This window comes from Klebsiella sp. Shm-1 (assembly GCF_040804525.1).
GTDB lineage: Bacteria > Pseudomonadota > Gammaproteobacteria > Enterobacterales > Enterobacteriaceae > Klebsiella > Klebsiella pneumoniae.
The window spans coordinates 3,121,158-3,143,152 of sequence record NZ_CP161823.1 but is presented as its reverse complement, the minus strand read 5'-3'; the positions used below and the strand labels follow the sequence as shown (position 1 = coordinate 3,143,152).

The 21,995-nt window shown below is 59.1% G+C and carries 18 protein-coding genes; 11 read left to right on the top strand and 7 right to left on the bottom strand.

Annotation, left to right across the window (positions count from 1 at the left end):
* Positions 1-8: 8 nt before the first annotated feature.
* From AB1E37_RS15540 to AB1E37_RS15505, 8 genes are all read left to right on the top strand, one after another.
* A complete protein-coding gene (locus tag AB1E37_RS15540) occupies positions 9-1,727 on the top strand; it encodes a four-carbon acid sugar kinase family protein (RefSeq protein ID WP_023286236.1) in 1,719 nt (572 codons plus the stop codon).
* 92 nt (positions 1,728-1,819) lie between these two features.
* Positions 1,820-2,839 carry a 2-keto-3-deoxygluconate permease gene (locus AB1E37_RS15535; protein WP_004190951.1) on the top strand — a complete coding sequence of 340 codons (1,020 nt, stop codon included), beginning with the start codon at positions 1,820-1,822 and terminating at the stop codon, positions 2,837-2,839.
* A gap of 1 nt (position 2,840) precedes the next feature.
* The gene (locus tag AB1E37_RS15530) at positions 2,841-3,215 is read left to right on the top strand and encodes a PTS glucitol/sorbitol transporter subunit IIA (protein ID WP_004140600.1); all 375 of its coding nucleotides are present in this window, start codon (positions 2,841-2,843) and stop codon (positions 3,213-3,215) included.
* Positions 3,216-3,243: 28 nt separating this feature from the next.
* Positions 3,244-3,702, top strand: a complete 459-nt coding sequence (gene rpiB, locus AB1E37_RS15525) for a ribose 5-phosphate isomerase B (protein ID WP_004140598.1) — start codon at positions 3,244-3,246, stop codon at positions 3,700-3,702.
* Positions 3,703-3,732: 30 nt separating this feature from the next.
* Positions 3,733-4,683: a transaldolase gene (tal, locus tag AB1E37_RS15520; RefSeq protein WP_004147958.1), complete on the top strand. Its 951-nt coding sequence runs from the start codon at positions 3,733-3,735 to the stop codon at positions 4,681-4,683.
* A gap of 19 nt (positions 4,684-4,702) precedes the next feature.
* A complete protein-coding gene (tkt, locus tag AB1E37_RS15515; RefSeq protein ID WP_032447475.1) occupies positions 4,703-6,706 on the top strand; it encodes a transketolase in 2,004 nt (667 codons plus the stop codon).
* A 237-nt stretch (positions 6,707-6,943) separates the two neighbouring features.
* Complete coding sequence (locus AB1E37_RS15510) at positions 6,944-8,572, top strand: long-chain fatty acid--CoA ligase (RefSeq protein ID WP_032447476.1); 1,629 nt, start codon at positions 6,944-6,946, stop codon at positions 8,570-8,572.
* The gene (locus AB1E37_RS15505) at positions 8,569-10,293 is read left to right on the top strand and encodes an aldehyde dehydrogenase family protein (RefSeq protein WP_004176561.1); all 1,725 of its coding nucleotides are present in this window, start codon (positions 8,569-8,571) and stop codon (positions 10,291-10,293) included. Before AB1E37_RS15510 ends, AB1E37_RS15505 begins: the two co-directional genes overlap by 4 nt.
* A 46-nt stretch (positions 10,294-10,339) precedes the next feature.
* On the opposite strand, the gene potD is transcribed toward AB1E37_RS15505, so the two are convergent.
* Genes potD through potA form a run of 4 tightly spaced genes read right to left on the bottom strand, consistent with a single transcriptional unit; the run spans position 10,340 to position 14,142 of the window.
* Complete coding sequence (gene potD / locus AB1E37_RS15500) at positions 10,340-11,386, bottom strand: spermidine/putrescine ABC transporter substrate-binding protein PotD (RefSeq protein WP_023287449.1); 1,047 nt, start codon at positions 11,384-11,386, stop codon at positions 10,340-10,342.
* The gene (gene potC / locus AB1E37_RS15495) at positions 11,383-12,168 is read right to left on the bottom strand and encodes a spermidine/putrescine ABC transporter permease PotC (protein ID WP_004150813.1); all 786 of its coding nucleotides are present in this window, start codon (positions 12,166-12,168) and stop codon (positions 11,383-11,385) included. Before potC ends, potD begins: the two co-directional genes overlap by 4 nt.
* Positions 12,165-13,022 carry a spermidine/putrescine ABC transporter permease PotB gene (potB, locus tag AB1E37_RS15490; RefSeq protein WP_004150812.1) on the bottom strand — a complete coding sequence of 286 codons (858 nt, stop codon included), beginning with the start codon at positions 13,020-13,022 and terminating at the stop codon, positions 12,165-12,167. Before potB ends, potC begins: the two co-directional genes overlap by 4 nt.
* Positions 13,006-14,142 (bottom strand): spermidine/putrescine ABC transporter ATP-binding protein PotA, encoded by a 1,137-nt coding sequence (potA, locus tag AB1E37_RS15485; RefSeq protein ID WP_004147966.1) that lies wholly within the window; start codon positions 14,140-14,142, stop codon positions 13,006-13,008. The genes potB and potA overlap by 17 nt, the downstream gene beginning before the upstream one ends.
* 258 nt (positions 14,143-14,400) lie before the next feature.
* Between potA and pepT the strand changes: the two genes are divergently transcribed.
* On the top strand, positions 14,401-15,633 hold the full coding sequence (pepT, locus tag AB1E37_RS15480) for a peptidase T (protein ID WP_004150810.1): 1,233 nt from the start codon (positions 14,401-14,403) through the stop codon (positions 15,631-15,633).
* Positions 15,634-16,033: 400 nt separating this feature from the next.
* Positions 16,034-16,525, top strand: a complete 492-nt coding sequence (locus AB1E37_RS15475) for a transposase (RefSeq protein ID WP_032448691.1) — start codon at positions 16,034-16,036, stop codon at positions 16,523-16,525.
* A 964-nt stretch (positions 16,526-17,489) separates the two neighbouring features.
* Here AB1E37_RS15475 and AB1E37_RS15470 read toward each other — a convergent pair.
* The 3 genes from AB1E37_RS15470 to phoP form a co-directional block, all read right to left on the bottom strand.
* Complete coding sequence (locus AB1E37_RS15470; protein ID WP_004176560.1) at positions 17,490-18,611, bottom strand: cupin domain-containing protein; 1,122 nt, start codon at positions 18,609-18,611, stop codon at positions 17,490-17,492.
* 85 nt (positions 18,612-18,696) lie between these two features.
* The gene (gene phoQ, locus AB1E37_RS15465) at positions 18,697-20,163 is read right to left on the bottom strand and encodes a two-component system sensor histidine kinase PhoQ (protein WP_004147969.1); all 1,467 of its coding nucleotides are present in this window, start codon (positions 20,161-20,163) and stop codon (positions 18,697-18,699) included.
* Complete coding sequence (phoP, locus tag AB1E37_RS15460; RefSeq protein ID WP_004150807.1) at positions 20,163-20,834, bottom strand: two-component system response regulator PhoP; 672 nt, start codon at positions 20,832-20,834, stop codon at positions 20,163-20,165. Before phoP ends, phoQ begins: the two co-directional genes overlap by 1 nt.
* 282 nt (positions 20,835-21,116) lie before the next feature.
* On the opposite strand from phoP, the gene AB1E37_RS15455 reads away from it, so the two are divergent.
* Positions 21,117-21,923 (top strand): AraC family transcriptional regulator, encoded by an 807-nt coding sequence (locus tag AB1E37_RS15455; RefSeq protein WP_032447478.1) that lies wholly within the window; start codon positions 21,117-21,119, stop codon positions 21,921-21,923.
* Positions 21,924-21,995: the final 72 nt, after the last annotated feature.

Here is a 21,995-nt window from a genome sequence, read left to right as displayed (position 1 = left end):
ACAGAGAAATGGAAAAACATCTGTTGATTAGCAAGGGCTGTAAGGGCTGGGGCGGGCCGCTGACTATCACGCCAGGTCAGGGGAAAAAGATTGCGTACATCACCGGGGGGATCCGTCCCCCGGTCGTCGACCGCCTGAGCGAACTGACCGGCTGGCCTTCCATTGATGTATTCAAGAATGGCGAACCGCCGGCGGAAGAGATTGGTTTAATGGTCATCGACTGCGGCGGCACGTTGCGCTGCGGACTCTATCCGAAGCGGGGAATTCCCACCATTAACCTGCATCCCACCGGTAAAAGCGGCCCGCTGGCGGAATTTATACACGAAGGGATCTACGTCTCCGGCGTGACGCCAGCCTGCATTGAGATGGTCTGGCCGCAAGGGGAAGGCGGAAAGCTTGGGATCGTGGCTGACGATCTGACCGGGGCAACTACCGTCGGGGTGCTGCTGGCGCGCAGTGGTTTAAAAACCGCCGCGTTTTTCGATACCGAATCCTTCGCCCGCAATGAGGTAGAGTATCCGGCGATGGTGGTCAGCAGCGACAGCCGCCCATTGCCGAAAGCGGAGGCCCAGCACAAAGTGAGCGCTGCGGTGAAACAGCTGCAGGCTCGCGGCGCGCATTACTTCACCAAGCGGATTGATACCACGCTGCGCGGCGGCATCGGATTTGAAATCGACGCCATGCTGGAACAACTGCCGCAGGAGACGGTGGCGGTTGTGGTGCCGGCGATGCCGCAGTCACGGCGTATTCTCGTCGGCGGTTACTCGGTGATTGATTCGGTAGCCCTGTCGCGGACCGATGTGGCTCGCGATGTACGTACCCCGGTCACCGAGTCGTGGGTGCCGGGACTGTTGGCGGCGCAGACCCATCATCAGGTCGGGCATATCGCGCTGACATCGGTGATGAAAGGCGAAGGGCAAATCCAGCAGGATTTACAGGAACAACAACAGCGCGGCGTGCGGGTGATAGTGGTCGATGCGATAACCGTCGACGATGTCGATGCCATCGCCGGGGCGGTAGTGGCCCTGAACTGGAACGTGCTGGCCGTCGATCCGGGGCCCTTTACCGAACGGCTGGCGGTTCGTCGCGGCCTGATGCGCGAAGCGCGGAGCAGCGCGCCCGCGAGCCTGACAGCGGACGGCCAGCGCGGCTCGATTTTGATCGTTGCCGGCAGCGCAACGCCAGTAACCAAAAAACAGCTCCAGTATTTGATCGCTAATGATGCCCGGGTCTGCCATATCCCGGTGGATGCCGAGCTGTTGGTTGACCGAAAAAACGCCGCTGAGATTGAAGTCAATCGCGTGGTGCAGCATGCCCGACAGTGCGTTCCGGCGCAGCACAACGCGCTCTTTGTTTTTGAGTCCGCCTTGACCGGACGGTTGCTAAACCTTCAGGAAGAGGAGCAGCGATTTGGTCTGGCCTACGGTGAGGCTGCGCAAAATATTAACCACGGATTGGGCAGTATTGTGCGCGAGGTGCTTAACTGTGCGTCGGGTGAAATTAAAGGATTGTATATGACCGGTGGTGACACCATGGTCAATGTACTAAAAGAGCTGGGCGCCACCGGAATAGAAATGATTGACTATGTCATCCCGCAAACCGATATGGTGCGGATCATTGGCGGCGATTATGCCGGCTTAATTTGCGTCGGGAAAGGAGGGCTAACCGGACCGGAAGATATTATTAGCATCATTGTTGACCGAATTTATCAGGAAGCACAGCAATAACCCAGTAATCTAATAACTAATAAACGACGTAATGGTCGTCAGGGTAGTATTGCGTCGTTATCTCTGTTAAATCTTAATTTAAGAGTTACCCTATGAATATTAATATACTTGAAAAAATGAATAAGGTGCCCGGTGGGTTAATTATTATTCCACTGCTGGTGGCTATATTAATTAATACTTTCGCGCCCCAGGTGCTCAGCATTGGCGGCCCGACCACCGCCTTATTTAAAGTCGGTTCCAGCGCCATGATGGGCATATTTTTGCTCATTTGCGGAACCTCGATCAATATCCGTCAGGCCGGGTTGCCGCTCTATAAAGGCGCCGTGCTGCTGTTTCTCAAATGTCTGGCCGGGGCACTGGCGGTATGGGTTGCGGGAACGTTGTTTGGCCCGAGCGGTTTTCTCGGAATATCGACCCTGGCGCTGATTGCCTGCCTGACCAGCTCGAACAGCTCCCTCTATATCGCATTGTGCAGCAACTATGGCGATGCCAGTGATGCCGGGGCGATCTCCGTATTCTGCATCAAGGATGGTCCGTTTGTTACCATGATGGTGCTGGGCGTCAGCGGCCTGGCCAATATTCCCTTCGCCGCGCTGCTGTCGATGCTGATCCCACTGCTGATTGGCATGCTGTGGGGCAATCTGGACGAACGCTTTAAACAGTTATGCGCTGCGGCGCAGCCGCTGGTGATCATTATTATGTCGTTCGCCATCGGCGCCAACTCCAGTATCAATACGGTGTTCACCGCCGGGCTGTCCGGGATCCTGTTGGGGATTATCTCCGCGCTAACCGGGATTGTGTTCTACTTTATCTACAACCTGTTTTTGAAGAAGAAAAGCGCGCTGGGCGCCGCGCTGGGAACCACCGCCGCCAGCTCGGCGCTGACGCCGGCGATGGTTGCCCAGGCGGATCATTCGCTGGCGATGTACGTGGATGCCGCTACCGCGCAGCTGGCGACGGCGAGCATTATCACCATGATCACCGCGCCGATACTGGTCGCCTGGTTTGATAAACGGCTGAAAAAGCGTGCGCCAGCCGCTGAACCGCTGAAAGAGGTGAAAAGTGAAGAGAGCGTGACATTATCTTCCCCTGCCGCCAAAGGACACAAATAGTATGAGCGTGCCGTTGTATTCATTACGGATTACCGCCGTCGGGGAATATGTTGAGTACTCTCTGCGGGAGCTGCGGCTTATTTTATTCTCCGATGCCGTTCCCGACGATATTGCGAGTTATTGCGCTGTACACCAGGCCAGCGAACTGACCGCCGAGTTATCGCCTGGTCAGCAAATGAAATTAAATGATAAAAATTATCGGGTGACCGCGGTAGGCCGTGTGGCAACGGCAAATTTACGACAGCTTGGCCATATCACGCTAAATTTTGATGGCGCAGATATCGCTGAATTACCCGGGACGGTACACCTTTACGGCGAACCACCACAAATTATTCAGCCTGGCGACCAAATTTCGTTTTACCCGAATTGTCATTAAGACGTACTGTTAAATTAAGGAAATAACCATGAAAACAATCGCTATTGGTGCGGATGATGCCGCCTATGCTTTTCGCGATGCCATCGTCGCTTATTTGAATGGGTTGGGAATTAACGTCGCGGATTACAGCAGCGATAAACGCCAGGGGAGTACCGTTTATCCGGATGTTGCCCATGCGGTGGCGATGTCGATTAAACAGGGCGAACACGAGCGTGGGATCCTGATCTGCGGTACCGGCATTGGGATGAGTATTGTGGCCAATAAAGTCCCCGGGGTCCGCGCCGCACAGTGTCACGATACCTTCTCCGCCGAGCGAGCGCGTAAAAGTAACAACGCGCAGATTATTACCCTTGGCGCGCGGGTGATTGGCGCTGAGCTGGGCAAAAAAATTATTCAGGCGTGGCTTGAGTCCGAATATGAGGGCGGCGGATCCGCGCCCAAAGTGGAACGTATTGATTATTACGAACACCAGCATGCCAGAGATTAATCTCCGCAGTCGTAAGATAAGGAACAGATGATGAGCCAGTTAGACGAACTGAAAAAATACACCACGGTTGTTGCTGATACCGGCGATATTGAATCGATTAAAAAGTTTGCACCCCAGGATGCGACCACCAACCCCTCGCTGGTGCTGAAGGCCGCGCAGCTGCCGCAGTATCAGCCGCTGATTGCCGATGCGATTGGCAAGGCACGCCGCCAGGGAGGCAGCGCAGAAACGCAATTGATTAACGCCTGCGATCAGGTGGCAGTGGATATCGGCAGCGAGGTGCTGCGCCATGTGCCCGGGCGTATCTCCACCGAAGTGGATGCTCGCTTTGCCTGGGATCGCGGGATGTGCGTCGCGAAGGCGCGCAAGCTCATCCAGTTATATGAAAAAAATGGCATTGGTCCCGAGCGGATTCTAATTAAACTCGCCGCCACCTGGGAGGGCATTCGCGCTGCCGAAGAGTTGGAGCAGAGCGGTATAAACTGCAACCTGACGCTGCTGTTCTCTTTCGCTCAGGCCCGGGCGTGCGCCGAAGCGGGCGTCTTTCTCATCTCGCCCTTTGTGGGCCGCATCTACGACTGGTATCAGAAGCACCAGCCGCAGTCAGCCTATCAGGTGGACAGCGATCCGGGCGTGGTCTCTGTGCGCCAGATTTATCAGTATTACAAATCCCATGGCTATGACACGGTGGTAATGGGCGCTAGCTTCCGTCGTATTGAGCAGATCCAGGCGCTGGCGGGCTGCGATCGCCTGACTATCTCTCCGGCACTGCTGGACGAGCTGGCGGCCAGTGAAGGAGTGTTGACCCGCCAGTTGACCCCCGGCTGCGTGACGGAAACCCGTCCCAGCCCGATGACGCAGGCGGAGTTCCTCTGGCAGCATCATCAGGATCCCATGGCAGTGGAAAAACTAGCGGAAGGGATCCGACTGTTTGCTGTCGATCAGGTGAAACTGGAACAACAGATTCAGCAGATGCTGTAAGCCGCAGGGATAAAGACTGATGAAGACGACAAAAACCATTCGCTGCCAATGCGCCAACGCGCTGCGCGCCCTGAGCATGGACGCGGTACAGAAAGCCAAATCCGGCCACCCGGGGGCCCCGATGGGTATGGCTGACATTGCCGAAGTGCTGTGGCGTGATTTCCTGAACCATAACCCGAACAATCCGGCCTGGGCTGACCGTGACCGTTTTGTGTTGTCAAATGGCCATGGTTCGATGCTGATTTACAGCCTGCTGCACCTCACTGGCTACGATCTGCCGATATCCGAGCTGAAAAACTTCCGCCAGCTGCACTCCAAAACCCCGGGTCACCCGGAAGTCGGCTACACCGCAGGCGTGGAAACCACCACCGGTCCGCTGGGCCAGGGTATCGCTAACGCGGTCGGGATGGCTATCGCCGAGAAAACCCTGGCGGCGCAGTTCAACCGTCCGGGACACGATATCGTCGACCACTACACCTACGCCTTCATGGGCGACGGCTGCATGATGGAAGGCATTTCTCACGAAGTGTGCTCCCTGGCCGGTACCCTGAAACTGGGTAAACTGGTGGCGTTCTATGATGACAACGGCATCTCCATCGACGGCCACGTTGAAGGCTGGTTCACCGACGATACCGCCAAACGCTTTGAAGCCTACGGCTGGCACGTGGTGCGCGGCGTGGACGGTCACGACGCTGACGCCATCAAACGCGCGGTAGAAGAAGCGCGGGCGGTCACCGACAAACCGTCCCTGCTGATGTGCAAAACCATCATCGGTTTCGGTTCGCCGAACAAAGCCGGTACCCACGACTCCCACGGCGCGCCGCTGGGCGACGCCGAAATCGCCCTGACCCGCGAAGCGCTGGGCTGGAAACACGCGCCGTTTGACATCCCGTCTGACATCTATGCCCAGTGGGATGCCAAAGAAGCCGGCCAGGCGAAAGAAGCGGCGTGGAACGAGAAGTTTGCGGCTTACGCCAAAGCCTTCCCGCAGGAAGCAGCCGAATTCACCCGCCGTATGAAAGGCGAGATGCCGTCTGACTTCGACGCGAAAGCTAACGAGTTCATCGCGAAGCTGCAGGCCAACCCGGCGAAAATCGCCAGCCGTAAAGCCTCGCAGAACGCCATCGAAGCCTTCGGCCCGCTGCTGCCGGAATTCCTCGGCGGCTCCGCAGATCTCGCGCCGTCCAACCTGACCCTGTGGTCCGGCTCTAAGCCGATCAACGAAGACGCTGCCGGGAACTACATCCACTACGGCGTGCGCGAGTTCGGTATGACCGCTATCGCCAACGGTATCGCGCTGCACGGCGGCTTCCTGCCGTACACCTCCACCTTCCTGATGTTCGTGGAATACGCGCGTAATGCGGTACGTATGGCCGCGCTGATGAAACAGCGTCAGGTAATGGTCTACACCCACGACTCGATCGGTCTGGGCGAAGACGGCCCGACTCACCAGCCGGTAGAGCAGGTGGCTTCCCTGCGCGTGACCCCGAACATATCCACCTGGCGTCCGTGTGACCAGGTTGAATCCGCGATTGCGTGGAAATATGGCGTGGAGCGTCAGGACGGCCCGACCGCGCTGATCCTCTCCCGTCAGAACCTGGCGCAGCAGGAGCGTACCGCAGAGCAGCTGGCGACCGTGGCCCGCGGCGGTTATGTGCTGAAAGAGTGCGCCGGCCAGCCGGAGCTGATCTTCATCGCCACCGGTTCCGAAGTGGAGCTGGCGGTTGCCGCATGGGACAAACTGACTGCCGAAGGCGTGAAGGCGCGCGTGGTTTCCATGCCGTCCACCGACGCGTTCGACAAGCAGGATGCGGCTTATCGCGAATCCGTACTGCCGAAAGCCGTGACCGCGCGCGTTGCCGTGGAAGCGGGTATCGCTGACTACTGGTTCAAATACGTTGGCCTGAACGGCGCTATCGTTGGCATGACCACCTTCGGTGAGTCTGCGCCGGCTGAGCAGCTGTTCGAGGAGTACGGCTTCACCGTCGATAACGTGGTTGCTAAAGCGAAAGCGCTGCTGTAAATCCCCACCGCTATCGCCCGGCCCGGAGTCGGGCGATACGCTCTCTGAGTAATGATCTTCCGGTCATGAGTTTGTCTTTTCCTTTCTGAACCATTTCCCACTCTATTTTGTGCGTGACCGCTGATTTCTGTACGTTTTTTTGTGCAGACCGGCAAATGTAGACCAGATTCAATAGGCGCCCGCACGATCGCGCCGCGCCCCTCGATTCCGCCGGACGTCTGTAAAGGAGACCCCGCCATGCCGTCACCGATGATTTATCAGGATCTCACCACTGCCGCGCTGCTCGGCCATGCGGCGCAGTATCACAGCGAGACCGAGATTGTCTCGGTGAGTACTGGCGGTGAGAAGGAGCGCAGCTGCTGGGGGGAGGTGGCCAGCCGTGCTCAGCGGCTGGCATCGGCGCTGGCGTCGCTGGGGCTGCCGCCGGGCGCCCGCTGCGCCACGCTGGCATGGAACAACCGCCGCCATCTGGAGATCTATTTTGCCGTCGCCTCCGGCGGCTGGGTGACGCACACCGTCAATCCGCGGCTGTCGGTTGACCATCTGCGGTATATCCTCAACGATGCTGCCGATGAAGTGCTGTTTTTTGACCAGACCTTTTTGCCGCTGGTAGCGCAGCTGCTGCCGCAGCTGCCGACGGTGAAACACGTCGTGCTGATGGAGTCCCGCAGCGAAGCGGCGCTCAGCCAGCTGCCCTCATTGCTGTTTTATGACGATCTGTTGCAGCAGGGGATGGCAGACTATCGCTGGCCGCAGCTCAATGAACTGACTCCGGCTTCGCTCTGCTACACCTCGGGAACCACCGGCCGGCCGAAAGGGGTGTTGAATACCCATCGTTCGCTGGTCCTGCACGCCCTGAGCGGCAACCAGCCGGACGCCGCCGGCATATCGGCGAAGGACAGCCTGTTGCCGGTGGTGCCGATGTTCCATGTCAACGCGTGGGGGACGCCGTTTATCGCCGCCATGGTCGGCGCGCGGCTGGTGCTGCCGGGGCCGCACCTCGATGGCGACAGCCTGCTGCAGCTGCTGGCCGCCGAGAAGGTGACGGTGGGGTTTGGCGTGCCGGTGATCTGGGCCGGCTTGCTGGCGGCGATGCGCCGGACAGAGGTCCGGCTGCCTGAATTTAAACGTGCGCTGGTCGGCGGCTCCGCGCTGCCGCCGTCGATGGCCGAGGCCTTTCAGCGTGATTACGGCATTGCGCTGACCCACGCCTGGGGAATGACCGAAACATCGCCCATCGGCACCATCAACACACCGTTGAGCAAACATGACGCGCTCCCGGCACAGGAACAGCAAAAGCAGCGCGCCGGTCAGGGGCGGCCCATTTTCGGCATCGAACTGCAGGTGGTGGACGTGGATGGCGAACCGTTGCCCCGGGATGGTCAAAGCCAGGGTTATCTGCAGGTCAGAGGGCACTGGGTGGTAGAGCAATACTATGGTCAGGACGCGAGCGCCCTGACCGCGGCAGGCTGGTTTGATACCGGTGATATCGGTACGCTCGACGCCAATGGTTATCTGGTGATCAGCGATCGGGCAAAGGATATTATCAAGTCCGGTGGCGAGTGGATCTCCACCGTTGAGCTGGAGAATATCGCCATCGCGCATCCGGGGGTGCGCAGCGCGGCGGCCATCGCCGCCCGCCATCCGCGCTGGGACGAGCGGCCGGTGCTGCTGTGCGTCCGTGCGGAAGGGGGCGAAGTGGAGGAGACCGATCTGCTGAGCTGGTTTGAGAAGCGGGTGCCTAAATGGCAGATCCCGGACCGGGTGATATTTGTCGATGCGCTGCCGATCAGCGCCACGGGTAAGGTGCTCAAAAATCAGCTGCGCCAGGCCTACGGAGAGATTTTAATGAGTGAGGGAAAATGAGCCATGCGCGACCCGGTCTGACGACCTGTTCTCAGTATGATGCGGCCCTGCACGCCTTGTCGGCGGCGCGCCAGCGCTGGGCGGAAACCTCAGTGAACCGTCGTCTGGCGCTCCTGCGCCAGATCAAGGATGCCCTGGCCGGCATTGCCCCGGCGTGGGTGGCCGCGGCAGCGGCGGCCAAAGGGCTGCCGGCGGGCGATCCGCTGGCGGGGGAAGAGTGGCTGGCGGGCCCCTGCGCGCTAATGGTCGGCTGCAACGGGCTTATCGCCACCCTGGAGCAACTGGAGGAGAAGACCTTTCTGCGGCGGATCCCGCTGCGGACGCTGGCGGACGGCCGCCTGGCGCTGCGGGTGGTGCCCGGCACGCTCTGGGATCGGCTGCTTCTGTCTGGTGTTCGCGCTGAGATATGGATGCAGCCAGGCGTCACCCGGGCCCATCTCGACCGCTATGCGGCGCGGGCATACGACATCCCGCCTGCCGCGCGGCAGGGCAAGCTGGCGCTGGTGCTTGGCGCCGGCAATGTGGCCTCGATTGCGCCACTGGATGTGCTACACAAGCTGTTTATTGAGAATCAGGTCTGCCTGCTGAAGCTCAATCCGGTGAATGATTATCTGCACGATCTGCTGGCCCAGGCCCTGGCGCCGCTGATTGCCATGGATGCGCTCCGCATCGTCACCGGCGACGCCCGGGCGGGAGCGTGGCTGACCACCCATCCCGCTGTCGATGAGATCCATATCACCGGCTCCCGCGAGACCCATGACGTCATCGTCTGGGGCGAGGGTGAGGCGGCTCGCCAGCGTCGGGCCGCCGGGACGCCGCTGAACCCGCGTCGGGTGACCTCGGAGCTGGGCGGCGTCAGCCCCACCATTATCGTACCCGGGCCGTGGAGCGAGGCGGACATCGCTTTTCAGGCGCAGCAGCTGGCGACGCAGAAGATGAACAACGGCGGGTTTAACTGCGTGGCCAGCCAGGTGCTGATCCTGCAGCAAGGCTGGGAGCCTGCGACGGCCTTGCTGAATCAGCTGTACCGACTGATCGCCGCGAATACCCGCCCGGACTACTACCCCGGCGCTGAAAACCGGCTGACCGACTTTCGCCTGCGCGCCCGTCAGCCGCTGGAGATAGCCCGCGGTGACGCGCTGCCGTTGATTGTGGCGAATACCGACGATGATCCCGGGTTCTGCCAGCAGGAGGTCTTTGGCCCGGGGCTGTCGGTCACCCGTCTTGAGGCCGATAGTGCGGAAAGCTTTCTGCGCCAGGCGATCGGCTATGCGAATCAGCGGCTGCAGGGCACGCTGGGGGCCAATATTGTGATCCACCCGCGCACCCGCAAAGCGATTGGACGTAAGCGTTTTAATGCGCTGATCGCCGAGCTGCGCTACGGCACGGTGGCGATCAACTGCTGGAGCGGGGTGGCCTTCCTGTTAGCCCCTTGCCCGTGGGGGGCGTTTCCCGGCCACACGCTCGACGATATTCAGAGCGGGCGGGGCAAGGTGCATAACAGCTTTATGCTGGAGAAAACCGAGCGCACGGTGATTGAGGCGCCGTTTCGGCCGTTTCCGCGTAGTCTTTGGCATGGCGAACTGACGCTGATGCCCCTGCCGCCCTGGTTCATCACCCACCGGGGGCAGGAAGCGGTGGCGCAGCGGCTGGTGGATTTTTACCATCGGCCGCGCTGGCGCAAATTGCCGGCGCTCCTCTGGCGCGCGCTGCGGGGCTAAGGTGAGAGCAAAAAAAAGGGCGGAACCGCGGTTCCGCCCTGCGGGATTAACGGCCCGCTTTCAGCTTCTGGTAATACTCTTCATAAATGGCGCTGGCGCTGCCGACGTCATTCTGCCATTCGCCTTTCTCAATGGTTGCGGCGTCCGGATAGAGCGATTTATCGTTGGCCACTGCCGGGCTGAGCATCTTGCGCGCCGCAAGGTTCGGCGTCGGATAACCGATGGTTTCAGCGACCTGTTTGGCGACATCCGGGCGCAGCAGGAAGTTAATCAGCTTCAGCGCGCCGTCGACGTTTTTGGCGTTCGCCGGGATCGACAGGCTGTCCATCCAGAAGATGCCGCCCTCTTTCGGCCAGATCACTTCCAGCGGAGTACCTGCCTGGCGGGCGACGTAAGCCGAGCCGTTCCATACCATCCCGAGGTTCACTTCGCCTTCCATATACGGGTTCGCCGGGTTATCAGAGTTAAACGCTGCGACGTTGGGCATCAGCTTTTTCAGCTCGTTATAGGCGGCTTCAATCTCTTTCGGGTCGGTGGTGTTGCCGGAATAGCCCAGCTTACGCAGCGCCATCTGGAACACTTCGCGCGCGTCGTCGGTCAGCAGCAGGCTGCTTTTGTATTCCGGCTTCCACAGGTCGGCCCAGCTGGTGATAGTTTTCGGGTCAATCGCCTCGTTGTTGACGCCGATGGCCGTCGCCCCCCAGATATAGGGGATGGAGTAGTCGTTATTCGGATCGAACGGTTTATTCAGCATCTGCGGATCGAGGTTGCTGAAGTTAGTCAGCTTGCTCTTATCGATCTTCTGCAGCATACCTTCTTTGCGCATCTTGTCGACAAAGTAGGTCGACGGGACGACCAGGTCGTACGCGCCGTCTTTATAGGTTTTGAGCTTGGCGTACATGGTTTCGTTCGACTCGTAGGTCGAATAGATAACCTTGATGCCGGTCTCTTTGGTGAACTGCTCCAGCAGGCCCGGCGGCACATACTCGGTCCAGTTATAGAAATAGAGCGTTTTGCTATCGTCCGCGTGCGCAGCGCCCATGCCGATTGCCAGAGCGCTCGCCGCGAGCAGGTGGCGTGACCATTTTTTCATTTTAACGTCCCCTGAGTTTTATCACGTGCAATTAACTGACTGGCGATGACCATCACCAGCGACAGAACCAACAAAATCGTGGCCAGGGCGTTCACCTCTGGCGAAACGCCAACCTTGACCATCGAATAGATCTTCAGTGGCAGGATTTCATACCCCGGACCGGTCACGAACGAGGAGACTACCACGTCATCCATCGACAGGGTGAAGCTCAGCAACCACCCAGCGGCTACCGCCGGCAGGGCCAGCGGCAGGATAATTTTGCGCAGGATGGTCATCTCGCTGGCGCCCAGATCTTTCGCCGCCTCCAGCATCCGCACGTCAAAGCCTTTCAGGCGGGAGTAAACGGTGACCACCACAAACGGCAGGCAGAAGGTGATATGCGAAAACAGCAGCGACCAGAAACCAAGCTGGACGCCGATCAGCATAAACAGCACCAGCAGAGAGATGGCCATCACAATATCTGGCGACATCATCACCACAAACAGCATGCCGCTGACAAACGGTTTGCCGCGAAAGCGGTAACGGTACAGCGCCACGGCGGTCAGCGAGCCGATAAGGGTGGCGAAGGTCGCCGACAGCACCGCCATGGTCAGCGAGTGCTGGGCGGCCTGCAGCAGGCTATCGTTGTTCATCAGCAGGCTATACCAGTCGGTGGTGAACCCCTGCCAGTTGATGCCGAAGCGCGACCGGTTAAACGAGTTAACGATCAGAATAATAATAGGGATGTAGAGATACGCGTAGATGGCGGTCATAAAGCCGCCGCGCAGCAGTCGACCGATCATTCCAGCTCCACCTTTTTATTCAGCAGGCGCGCCGCGCGCCAGTAAATCAACAGCATCAGGCCCATCACCAGGGTTAAGGTAATGCTGGTTGCCGCGCCGAACGGCCAGTCACGGATATTGAGGAACTGGCTTTTGATCACGTTGCCGATCAGCAGGTTCTTGGCGCCGCCCATCAGGTCGGAAACGTAGAACAACCCCATCGCCGGCAGCATCACCAGCAGACAGCCGGCGATGATCCCCGGCATGGTCAGCGGGATGATAATGCGGATAAAGGTCTGCAGCTTGCTGGCGCCGAGATCTTTCGCCGCTTCCAGCAGCGGGCGATCCAGTTTCTCAATGCTGGAGTAGAGCGGCATCACCATAAACGGCAGCAGGATGTACACCAGGCCGATGATCACCGCCGAGGGGGTGAACATAATGCGTATCGGGGTGTCGATCACCCCCAGCCACAGCAGAAACTCGTTCAGGTAACCTTTAGTGCTGAGGAAAATCTTCAGCCCGTAGATGCGGATCAACGAGTTGGTCCAAAAAGGGACGATCAGCAGGAACAGCAGCAGGGGCCGTACCTTCTGCGGCAGCCGGGCGAGGAACCACGCAAACGGATAGCCCAGCGCCAGGCAGGCGAGGGTCGCCAGCAGCGCCATGTTTAGCGAATGCAGCAGAACGTCATAATAGAGCGGATCCAGTAGCCGCGAATAGTTATCCAGCGTGAAGACCAGTTTGACGAAGTTGGCATCGTCGCGGGTCAAAAAGCTGGTGGCGATGATCATCAGGTTGGGCAGGAAGACAAACAGCACCAGCCAACCGACGATAGTGGCGATCACCACATTCTGGAATTTACTGGTGTTCTTCATCGGCCAGCACCACCTCCCAGCTTTCCACCCAATTGATAGACATTTTCTGGTCAAGAGAGTGGTCGAAATCCGGGTCGTCTTCGTTAAAGAACTCGCTGACCATCACCATTTTGCCGTTCTCCAGTTCCACCACCGACTCCAGAGTCATGCCTTTATAGTTGCGCTCGCGGACATAGCCGATCAGGCCGTCGGCGTCGCTGTTATGGTGGATCTCGTCGACGCGCAGATCTTCCGGGCGCAGCAGGACATGCAGACGCTGGCCGGCCTCCACGGCAAAATTGACGGTGATGTTGCATTCCCGTCCTTCAACGCGGGCGCGCACGCGCTGTTCGTCGAGACGTTCAATTACCGTGGCGTCAAAGATATTGATCTCGCCGATAAAGCTGGCGACAAACAGGTTCTTCGGCTCTTCGTAGATCTCTCGCGGGGTGCCGTCCTGTTCGATTTTGCCATCACGCATCACCACGATGCGATCGGACATGGTCAGAGCCTCTTCCTGATCGTGGGTGACGAAGACGAAGGTGATCCCGAGCTTACGCTGCAGCGCTTTCAGTTCGTTCTGCATCTGCTTGCGCAGCTTGTAATCCAGTGCCGAAAGAGACTCATCGAGCAGCAGCAGACGCGGTTTGTTGACCACCGCGCGGGCGATGGCCACGCGCTGCTGCTGGCCGCCGGAGAGCTGGTGCGGTTTGCGCTGGGCAAACGCCTCCAACTGCACCATCTTTAAGGCATCCATCACCCGTGGGGTGATTTCCGCCGCCGGTGTTTTCTGCATCCGCAGGCCAAAGGCGACGTTCTCGAACACCGTCATATGCGGAAACAGGGCGTAGCTTTGGAATACGGTATTGACGTGGCGGTTTTCCGCCGGAACATGAGTGATATCGTGATCTTCGAGATGGATCCGTCCGCTGTCGACGTTTTCCAGGCCGGCAATAAGGCGCAGAACGGTGGTTTTACCGCAGCCAGAGGGGCCAAGCAGAGTGAGAAACTCACCATTGTTGATGGTCAGGTTAAGGTTGTCGATGACCGTTTTACCATCAAAGCTCTTGCGAATTCCCGCCAGATGCACCAGCGGCGAACGCGAACGCGGTTGTATATTCAATTTTTGACTCTGTCCCATGTAGACGCAACGGCAAATTTCCGGCCGCTGCGGGGTTTGTGATTAACCACCTTTGGGGTTGCACGTTTTTAATAAGGGCCAGCATTCTACGGCAAACGAGGGTAATCGCCAATCCTTGATACGCCCGCATAGTCTACCTTTACACCATAACGTCGGTTCCGTTATTAAATTTCGCTTTACGGGCTAAAAATGACCTGACGCAATATTTGTCTTTTCTGGCTTATGAATAATGTTGTCACAAAAGAAGAGGGTGGCTACATGGATAAATTGCTTGAGCGTTTTTTGCAGTACGTTTCTTTGGACACGCAGTCAAAGCCTGGCGTTCGTCAGGTCCCCAGCACGGAAGGGCAGTGGAAGCTGTTACGCCTGTTGCAGGCGCAGCTGGAAGAAATGGGACTGGTCAAGGTAACGCTGAGTGAAAAAGGGACGGTAATGGGAACTTTGCCCGCTAACGTTGAGGGCGATATCCCGGCCATCGGTTTTATCTCCCACGTCGACACCTCCCCGGATTTCAGTGGTAAAAACGTTAATCCGCAGATTGTTGAAAACTATCGCGGCGGCGATATCGCGCTGGGTATCGGCGATGAGGTGCTCTCCCCGGTGATGTTCCCGGTTCTGCATCAGCTTTTGGGACAGACGCTGATCACCACCGACGGGAAAACGCTGCTCGGGGCGGACGACAAAGCCGGCATTGCCGAAATTATGACCGCGCTGGCGACCCTGCAGGCGAAAAATATTCCTCATGGCGATATCCGCGTGGCCTTCACCCCTGATGAAGAGGTGGGTAAAGGGGCGAAGCATTTCGACGTCGAGGCCTTTGACGCCCGCTGGGCCTATACCGTCGACGGCGGCGGGGTCGGCGAACTGGAGTTTGAAAACTTCAACGCCGCCTCGGTGACGATTAAAATTGTCGGTAATAACGTGCACCCCGGCACCGCGAAAGGGGTGATGGTCAACGCGCTGTCGCTGGCCGCGCGCATTCATGCCGAAGTGCCGGCCGATGAAGCGCCGGAGACCACTGAAGGCTATGAAGGTTTTTATCACCTCACCAGCATGAAAGGCAGCGTCGATCGGGCCGAGATGCATTACATCATCCGCGATTTTGACCGTAAGCACTTCGAGGCGCGCAAGCGCAAGATGATGGAGATCGCCAAAAAGGTCGGCAAGGGACTGCACCCGGACTGTTATATTGAGCTGGTGATCGAGGACAGTTATTACAACATGCATGAGCAGGTGATCGCCCATCCGCACGTGGTCGATATTGCCCGCCAGGCGATGGTGGACTGCGATATTGAACCGCAGATGAAGCCGATCCGCGGCGGCACCGACGGCGCGCAGCTCTCATTTATGGGACTGCCGTGCCCAAACCTGTTTACCGGTGGCTACAACTATCACGGCAAACATGAGTTTGTCACCCTGGAAGGAATGGAGAAAGCGGTGCAGGTGATCGTGCGTATCGCCGAGCTGACGGCGGCACGCAAAGGGCATTAATCTTCTCAGGTGGCCCGGTAGGCCGCGTGTCGGACAAGATGCCGGATGGCGGCTTCGCCTTATCCGGCCTACGGTCCAGCCGGTGAGCGCGGAACCCGTAGGCCCGGCAAGCGCAGCGCCGCCGGGCGTTCAACATCAGAGCGGGCTCCTGTCTTTATGCCGGATGGCGGCTTCGCCTTATCCGGCCTACGGTCCAGACGGTGACCGCAGAACCCGTAGGGCCGGCAAGCGCAGCGCTGCCGGGCGTTCAACATCAGAGCGGGCTCCTGTCTTTATGCCGGATGGCGGCTTCGCCTTATCCGGCCTACGGTCCAGACGGTGACCGCAGAACCCGTAGGCCCGGCAAGCGCAGCGCCGCCGGGCAAAAGCGATAAGGCTAATACTGAGGAGGGAACCTCACATGTCTGATTATCGTCGCAGTTATATCCCTGGCGGCTGCTGGTTCTTCACCGTTAACCTGCAAAATCGGCGCAGCGATCTCCTGACGCGGCATATTGTTCATCTGCGTGCCGCTACAGCGTCTGTTAAAAGCAAAAAACCTTTTCTGATTAACGCCTGGGTGGTTTTACCAGAGCATATGCACTGCATCTGGACCCTACCTGAGGGGGATACCGATTATTCCGGTCGCTGGCGGGACATTAAAAAAATGTTTACCCGAGCGCTGGCGCAGCGCCATATCTGGCAGCCGCGATTCTGGGAACATGCCATCCGTAATGAAGAAGATTACTGGCGGCATATGGATTACGTTTATATCAATCCCGTTAAGCACGGTCATGTCCGTCGGGTGCAGGATTGGCCGTATTCGACCTTTCATCGCGATGTGCGCCGGGGATGGTATCCGCCGGATTGGGCAGGTGAGGTAAGCGAATTTGATGCAGGCGAGAGGCGATAATGCTCGGGTAAGACATTGCCGCCATCGAAACCACAAAGTGCCGGATGGCGGCTTCGCCTTATCCGGCCTACGGTCCAGCCGGTGAGCGCGGAACCCGTAGGCCCGGCAAGCGCAGCGCCGCCGGGCGTTCAACATCAGAGCGGGCTCCTGTCTTCATGCCGGATGGCGGCTTCGCCTTATCCGGCCTACGATCCAGCCGGTGACCGCGGGACCCGTAGGCCCGGCAAGCGCAGCGCCGCCGGGCGGTGAACAGCAGAGCGGGTGCCTGTCTTTATGCCGGATGGCGGCTAACGCCTTATCCGGCCTACGGTCCAGCCGGTGACCGCGGGACCCGTAGGCCCGGCAAGCGCAGCGCCGCCGGGCGGTGAACAGCAGAGCGGGCTCCTGTCTTTATGCCGGATGGCGGCTTCGCCTTATCCGGCCTACGGTCCAGCCGGTGAGCGCGGAACCCGTAGGCCCGGCAAGCGCAGCGCCGCCGGGCGTTCAACATCAGAGCGGGCTCCTGTCTTCATGCCGGATGGCGGCTTCGCCTTATCCGGCCTACGATCCAGCCGGTGACCGCGGGACCCGTAGGCCCGGCAAGCGCAGCGCCGCCGGGCGGTGAACAGCAGAGCGGGTGCCTGTCTTTATGCCGGATGGCGGCTTCGCCTTATCCGGCCTACGGTTCAGCCGGTGAGCGCGGGACCCGTAGGCCCGGCAAGCGCAGCGCCGCCGGGCGTTCAACATCAGAGCGGGTGCCTGTCTTTATGCCGGATGGCGGCTTCGCCTTATCCGGCCTACGGTCCAGCCGGTGACCGCGGGACCCGTAGGCCCGGCAAGCGCAGCGCCGCCGGGCGGTGAACAGCAGAGCGGGTGCCTGTCTTTATGCCGGATGGCGGCTTCGCCTTATCCGGCCTACGGTCCAGCCGCTGACCACAGAACCCGTAGGCCCGGCAAGCGCAGCGCCGCCGGGCAGGATGATGGCTCAGTCGCCAAAGAACCAATAGCCGCTGTTGACCAGCGCTGCCAGCATGGCGAGGAAAGAAGGATCTTCCAGCGCATCGCCAAAATGGTCGGCGCGCAGCGTCAGATGGGTGGCTAAGGCGTCCAGCGCCGGACGGTGCGGGGAGTTGATCTTCTCGCCGTTAACGAATACCTCGCCGTCAATGCGCAGCACCCGCAGGCCGCCCAGGCGTTCCAGGGTATCGCCCTGCTGCAGGGCATCGTAAATCTCATCTGGCTGATACGGCGGCTCCGGCGGCGCGACGTCGAGCTCATGACGCGACTGGGTGATAAACTCGCCGAACCACTGCTTAAAGTGCTCCGGTTGGTTAATCAGACCCAGCATCATCTCGCGCAGGCGGTCGAGTTCGGTCGGTAAAATATCCGCCGGATGGTCGCGGGACGGCACGTCCGGATCGGCGTAGCGCTGGCTGCCCAGTTCGCGCTGGAGGACATAGTCGGCAAAGCCGCTAAACAGCTCGCGGGCATTCGGCGCGCGATAGCCGACCGAATAGTTAAGCGAGTTTTCCAGCGAATAACCCTCATGCGGGAATCCCGGCGGAATATAGAGAATATCGCCAGGCTCCATCTCTTCATCGATGATCGCCTCGAAGGGGTCAACCTGCAGCAGGTCCGGATGCGGGCAGTGCTGTTTCATCGGCACCTTTTCCCCAACGCGCCAGCGCCGACGACCGGTGCCCTGAATGATAAACACATCATACTGATCCAGATGCGGGCCGACGCCGCCTCCCGGCACCGAAAAGGAGATCATCAGGTCGTCGATACGCCAGTCCGGCAGAGCACGGAACGGATGCATCAGCGCTGCGGACGGTTCATGCCAGTGGTTAACCGCCTGCACCAGCAGGGACCAGTTGTTTTCGCTCAGGTGATCGTAGCTTTCGAAAGGACCGTGACTGACCTGCCATTTTCCATCCTGATGGCTGACAAGGCGGCTATCGACCTCGCTCTCCATGGCCAGTCCTGCCAGTTCGTCCGGGCTTAGGGGGTCGATAAAATTGGCGAAGCCGCGCTTCAATACCACCGGCCGTTTTTGCCAGTAGCGTTCGATAAAGTCGGGCCAGTTAAGCGTTAATTGATAATCCATATTGATATTCCACTGCAGGTGTCTGACAGGGATTATAACGGATGCGGCGCCCTGGCGATGCAGACGCCGTGAAAAATCTCAACGATTAACTCTGTTTATCTTCCATCTGCTGGCGGCCAAACACCACCTCCATGCAGGCGCCGCCGAGCAGGCTTTCCCCGGCGATGATCTCTCCATCATATTGTTCGACAATTTCACGCGCAACGGAGAGCCCTACCCCCTGGCCGGGACGCAGGGTATCAGCCCGCTGGCCGCGGTCGAAAACGGCCCGGCGCTGGCTCTGCGGGATCCCCGGCCCATCGTCTTCCACCAGGATGTGCAGATGGCTGTCGGTGGTCTGGCGCACGGAAACTTCCACGAACTCCAGACAATACTTACAGGCGTTATCAAGAACGTTACCCATCACTTCCATAAAATCGTTCTGCTCGCCGACAAAAGTGATCTCCGGCGAGATGTCGAGCGAGATATTGACCCCTTTGCGCTGATAGACCTTGTTGAGAGCGGAAGTCAGGCTGTCAAGCAGGGGGGCGATCGGGTGTAATTCCCGGCTCAAGAGGGTGCCGCCGCTGCGCATGCTGGCGCGATGCAGGTAATAACCAATCTGCTGCGAGATGCGGCTTATCTGCTCCAGCATCACCGGCTCCGCCTCGTCGACGCTGATCTTCTCGCCGCGCAGCGAGCGCAGTGTACTCTGCATCACCGCCAGCGGCGTTTTCAGACTGTGAGTGAGATCGGTGAGGGTAGTGCGGTATTTGTCATAGCGTTCGCGCTCGCTGCGAACCAGGCGGTTGAGGTTGCTGACCAGCCGGGTCAGCTCGCGAGTGGTGTTGGGATTGAGCTTTTCGCGGTGATGTTCCTCCAGTTCGCGCACCTCTTTGGCCAGCGACTCAATGGGCCGCAGGCTCCACCAGGCGGCGACCCACAGCAGGGGGATCACCAGCAGCAGGTTGGCGGCCAGCACATAGACAAACCAGCTCCACACCATATAGCTGCGCTTGAGCTCCACCGGAATGGTGTCGACCACCACAATGCTGAGCTGAGGCATTTTGCTGGTGGCCGGGTAGAGGTTGATCGCCACCGAGTGGGTCATCTCAGAGTCGTCGCCCTGTTCGCGGATAGCGTCCAGCTGTTCCTGAATCTCATGGTTATTGCGCAACAGCATACTGCTGCTGTCGACATCGGCTTCAATCTCATGGAAGCCATTGCGTTTCAGCCATTCCGGTTGAATGCGTTTCGCCAGCCATGGAACATCACGCTGCGCCCACAGCAGTTTGCCCTGCTCATCGTAGATAAGGGTCACCGTCGGGCTTTCCATATTCAGGTTTTCCGGGATATCGACGTCAATAGCGCCGTTTTCCCATCTCGCCAGCATATAAAAGAGATTGCTCTCGCCGCGCAGCAGGCGAAAGGTGGTTTTATCGAAGCTAACGCTATAGCCCACCAGGGCCACCATGCCGTAGGCCAGGGAGAGCACCAGCACCACCCCGGCGGTCGCCAGCAGGAAGCGAACCCGTAATGACAGCGGGAAGATATGCCGCAACAGTCCCTTCATCAGCGCAGTTCGAACAGATAGCCCTGGCCGCGCACCGTGGTGATGACGTCCTGTGGGTATTCAGCCTGAATTTTCTTGCGCAGCCGACCCATCAGCACGTCGATGGTGTGGCTTTCTCGCAGTTCGGCATCCGGGTAAAGCTGGAGCATCAGCGAATCTTTGCTGACCACTTTGCCGCGGTTACGGATCAGGGTTTCCATAATGGTGTATTCAAAGGCGGTCAGCTTGATCGGCTGGTCATTCACCGACAGCTCGCGCCGGGAGAGGTCGACCTGGAACGGCGGCAGGGAGATCACCTGCGAGGCCAGGCCGCTGTTACGGCGCAGCAGCGCCTGCATGCGGGCGGCAACCTCTTCAATATGGAAAGGCTTGGTGACGTAATCATCCGCCCCGGCGCTCAGCACTTCCACTTTATCCTGCCATCCTTCGCGGGCGGTCAGCACCAGCACCGGCAGCGACACGTCGTGGCTGCGCCAGCGGCGGATCAGTGATAAACCGTCTTCATCCGGCAGGCCGAGATCGACGATGGCGATATCCGGGAGATGTTCGCCCAGATAGTAGTCCGCTTCCCTGGCATCTTCCGCCGCATCGACCTGATGGCCCAGCTCCTGCAGCTGAACTTTGAGGTGGTGACGCAGCAGGGCATTATCCTCAACCACGAGTACGCGCATGGCTGTTCTCCCTAGCATTTTCGATAGTAGTCTGACGCTCATTATATACGCAAAATATAAACGGCTGTTAAATAAAGCTTTTTATAAAAAGGGCCCCTGGTGCCCCGGGCTGGCCAGCATTCGGCGGCGCCCTTTGCGCATACTGCATGGAACTCCTTCATTCTATGCGTAATTTCAGTAAACGCCCAGCGGCAGGATGCGAACGGCGAGCGGGTTGGTGATGTTAATTTTTTGTGTAATAGTGCTGGAATCACCCCTCAAGAACGTCGCAGGTTATCCATTATGTCTCAGCAGCAGAGCGCGGACTGGGTCAGGCTGGCGCAATCGCCCAGCCGGACGGAACGCATCGAAGCCTTCTTCGGCGGCCACGGCTATGAGCCGCACCGGCATGATACCTACGCCATCGGCCAGACGATCGCCGGCGTGCAGAGCTTTCACTATCGCGGCGGACTCCAGCACAGCCTGCCCGGCGGAACGATGGTGCTTCATCCGGACGAAATACACGATGGCGAGGCGGGCACCGAGGCGGGGTTTCACTACCGTATGGTTTATATCGAACCGGCGCTGATCCAGAAGATACTCGGCGGCAGGCCACTACCGTTTATCCCCGGCGGCCTGTCGGCGGATCCACGGCTACGTCGCGCCGCGCTGCCGTTATTAAAAGCGGTCACGGACACCTTTGAACCGCTGGAGGAAGAGGACGCCCTGTACGACCTGGCGCAGACCCTGGCCGTTGTCGGCGGCCAACGTTCCCGTCGCCAGGCGTTTGATTATCAGGCGGCGGAGAGGGCCCGGGAGTATATCCATGCCTGTTTTATGCAGGATATGACCCTCGACACCCTGTCGCAGGTCAGCGGCCGGGACCGCTGGAGCCTGAGCCGGGATTTCAGAACGCTGTACGGCACCAGCCCGTGGCGCTACGTCATGATGCGCCGGCTCGATTTTTGCCGCCAGCGGATGCGCGCCGGGGAGCGTCTGGTGGATATTGCCGCCGACGCGGGCTTTGCCGACCAGAGCCACATGACGCGCCAGTTTATCAGCCGCTTTGGCCTCTCTCCGGGGCGCTGGCTGCGGGCGATCCGCGGATAAGGCGGCGCAGGTTGCACAATCGTTCAAGCGTCAACGCGGCGAGGCGAACTATGCTGACTGCCTTTATCACAA

Bases quoted from the DNA above. Each gene is read 5' to 3' on its own strand.
- AB1E37_RS15540 (WP_023286236.1), top strand. From the start codon at position 9: ATGGAAAAACATCTGTTGATTAGCAAGGGCTGTAAGGGCTGGGGCGGG.
- AB1E37_RS15535 (WP_004190951.1), top strand. From the start codon at position 1,820: ATGAATATTAATATACTTGAAAAAATGAATAAGGTGCCCGGTGGGTTA.
- AB1E37_RS15530 (WP_004140600.1), top strand. From the start codon at position 2,841: ATGAGCGTGCCGTTGTATTCATTACGGATTACCGCCGTCGGGGAATAT.
- rpiB (WP_004140598.1), top strand. From the start codon at position 3,244: ATGAAAACAATCGCTATTGGTGCGGATGATGCCGCCTATGCTTTTCGC.
- tal (WP_004147958.1), top strand. From the start codon at position 3,733: ATGAGCCAGTTAGACGAACTGAAAAAATACACCACGGTTGTTGCTGAT.
- tkt (WP_032447475.1), top strand. From the start codon at position 4,703: ATGAAGACGACAAAAACCATTCGCTGCCAATGCGCCAACGCGCTGCGC.
- AB1E37_RS15510 (WP_032447476.1), top strand. From the start codon at position 6,944: ATGCCGTCACCGATGATTTATCAGGATCTCACCACTGCCGCGCTGCTC.
- AB1E37_RS15505 (WP_004176561.1), top strand. From the start codon at position 8,569: ATGAGCCATGCGCGACCCGGTCTGACGACCTGTTCTCAGTATGATGCG.
- potD (WP_023287449.1), bottom strand. From the start codon at position 11,386: ATGAAAAAATGGTCACGCCACCTGCTCGCGGCGAGCGCTCTGGCAATC.
- potC (WP_004150813.1), bottom strand. From the start codon at position 12,168: ATGATCGGTCGACTGCTGCGCGGCGGCTTTATGACCGCCATCTACGCG.
- potB (WP_004150812.1), bottom strand. From the start codon at position 13,022: ATGAAGAACACCAGTAAATTCCAGAATGTGGTGATCGCCACTATCGTC.
- potA (WP_004147966.1), bottom strand. From the start codon at position 14,142: ATGGGACAGAGTCAAAAATTGAATATACAACCGCGTTCGCGTTCGCCG.
- pepT (WP_004150810.1), top strand. From the start codon at position 14,401: ATGGATAAATTGCTTGAGCGTTTTTTGCAGTACGTTTCTTTGGACACG.
- AB1E37_RS15475 (WP_032448691.1), top strand. From the start codon at position 16,034: ATGTCTGATTATCGTCGCAGTTATATCCCTGGCGGCTGCTGGTTCTTC.
- AB1E37_RS15470 (WP_004176560.1), bottom strand. From the start codon at position 18,611: ATGGATTATCAATTAACGCTTAACTGGCCCGACTTTATCGAACGCTAC.
- phoQ (WP_004147969.1), bottom strand. From the start codon at position 20,163: ATGAAGGGACTGTTGCGGCATATCTTCCCGCTGTCATTACGGGTTCGC.
- phoP (WP_004150807.1), bottom strand. From the start codon at position 20,834: ATGCGCGTACTCGTGGTTGAGGATAATGCCCTGCTGCGTCACCACCTC.
- AB1E37_RS15455 (WP_032447478.1), top strand. From the start codon at position 21,117: ATGTCTCAGCAGCAGAGCGCGGACTGGGTCAGGCTGGCGCAATCGCCC.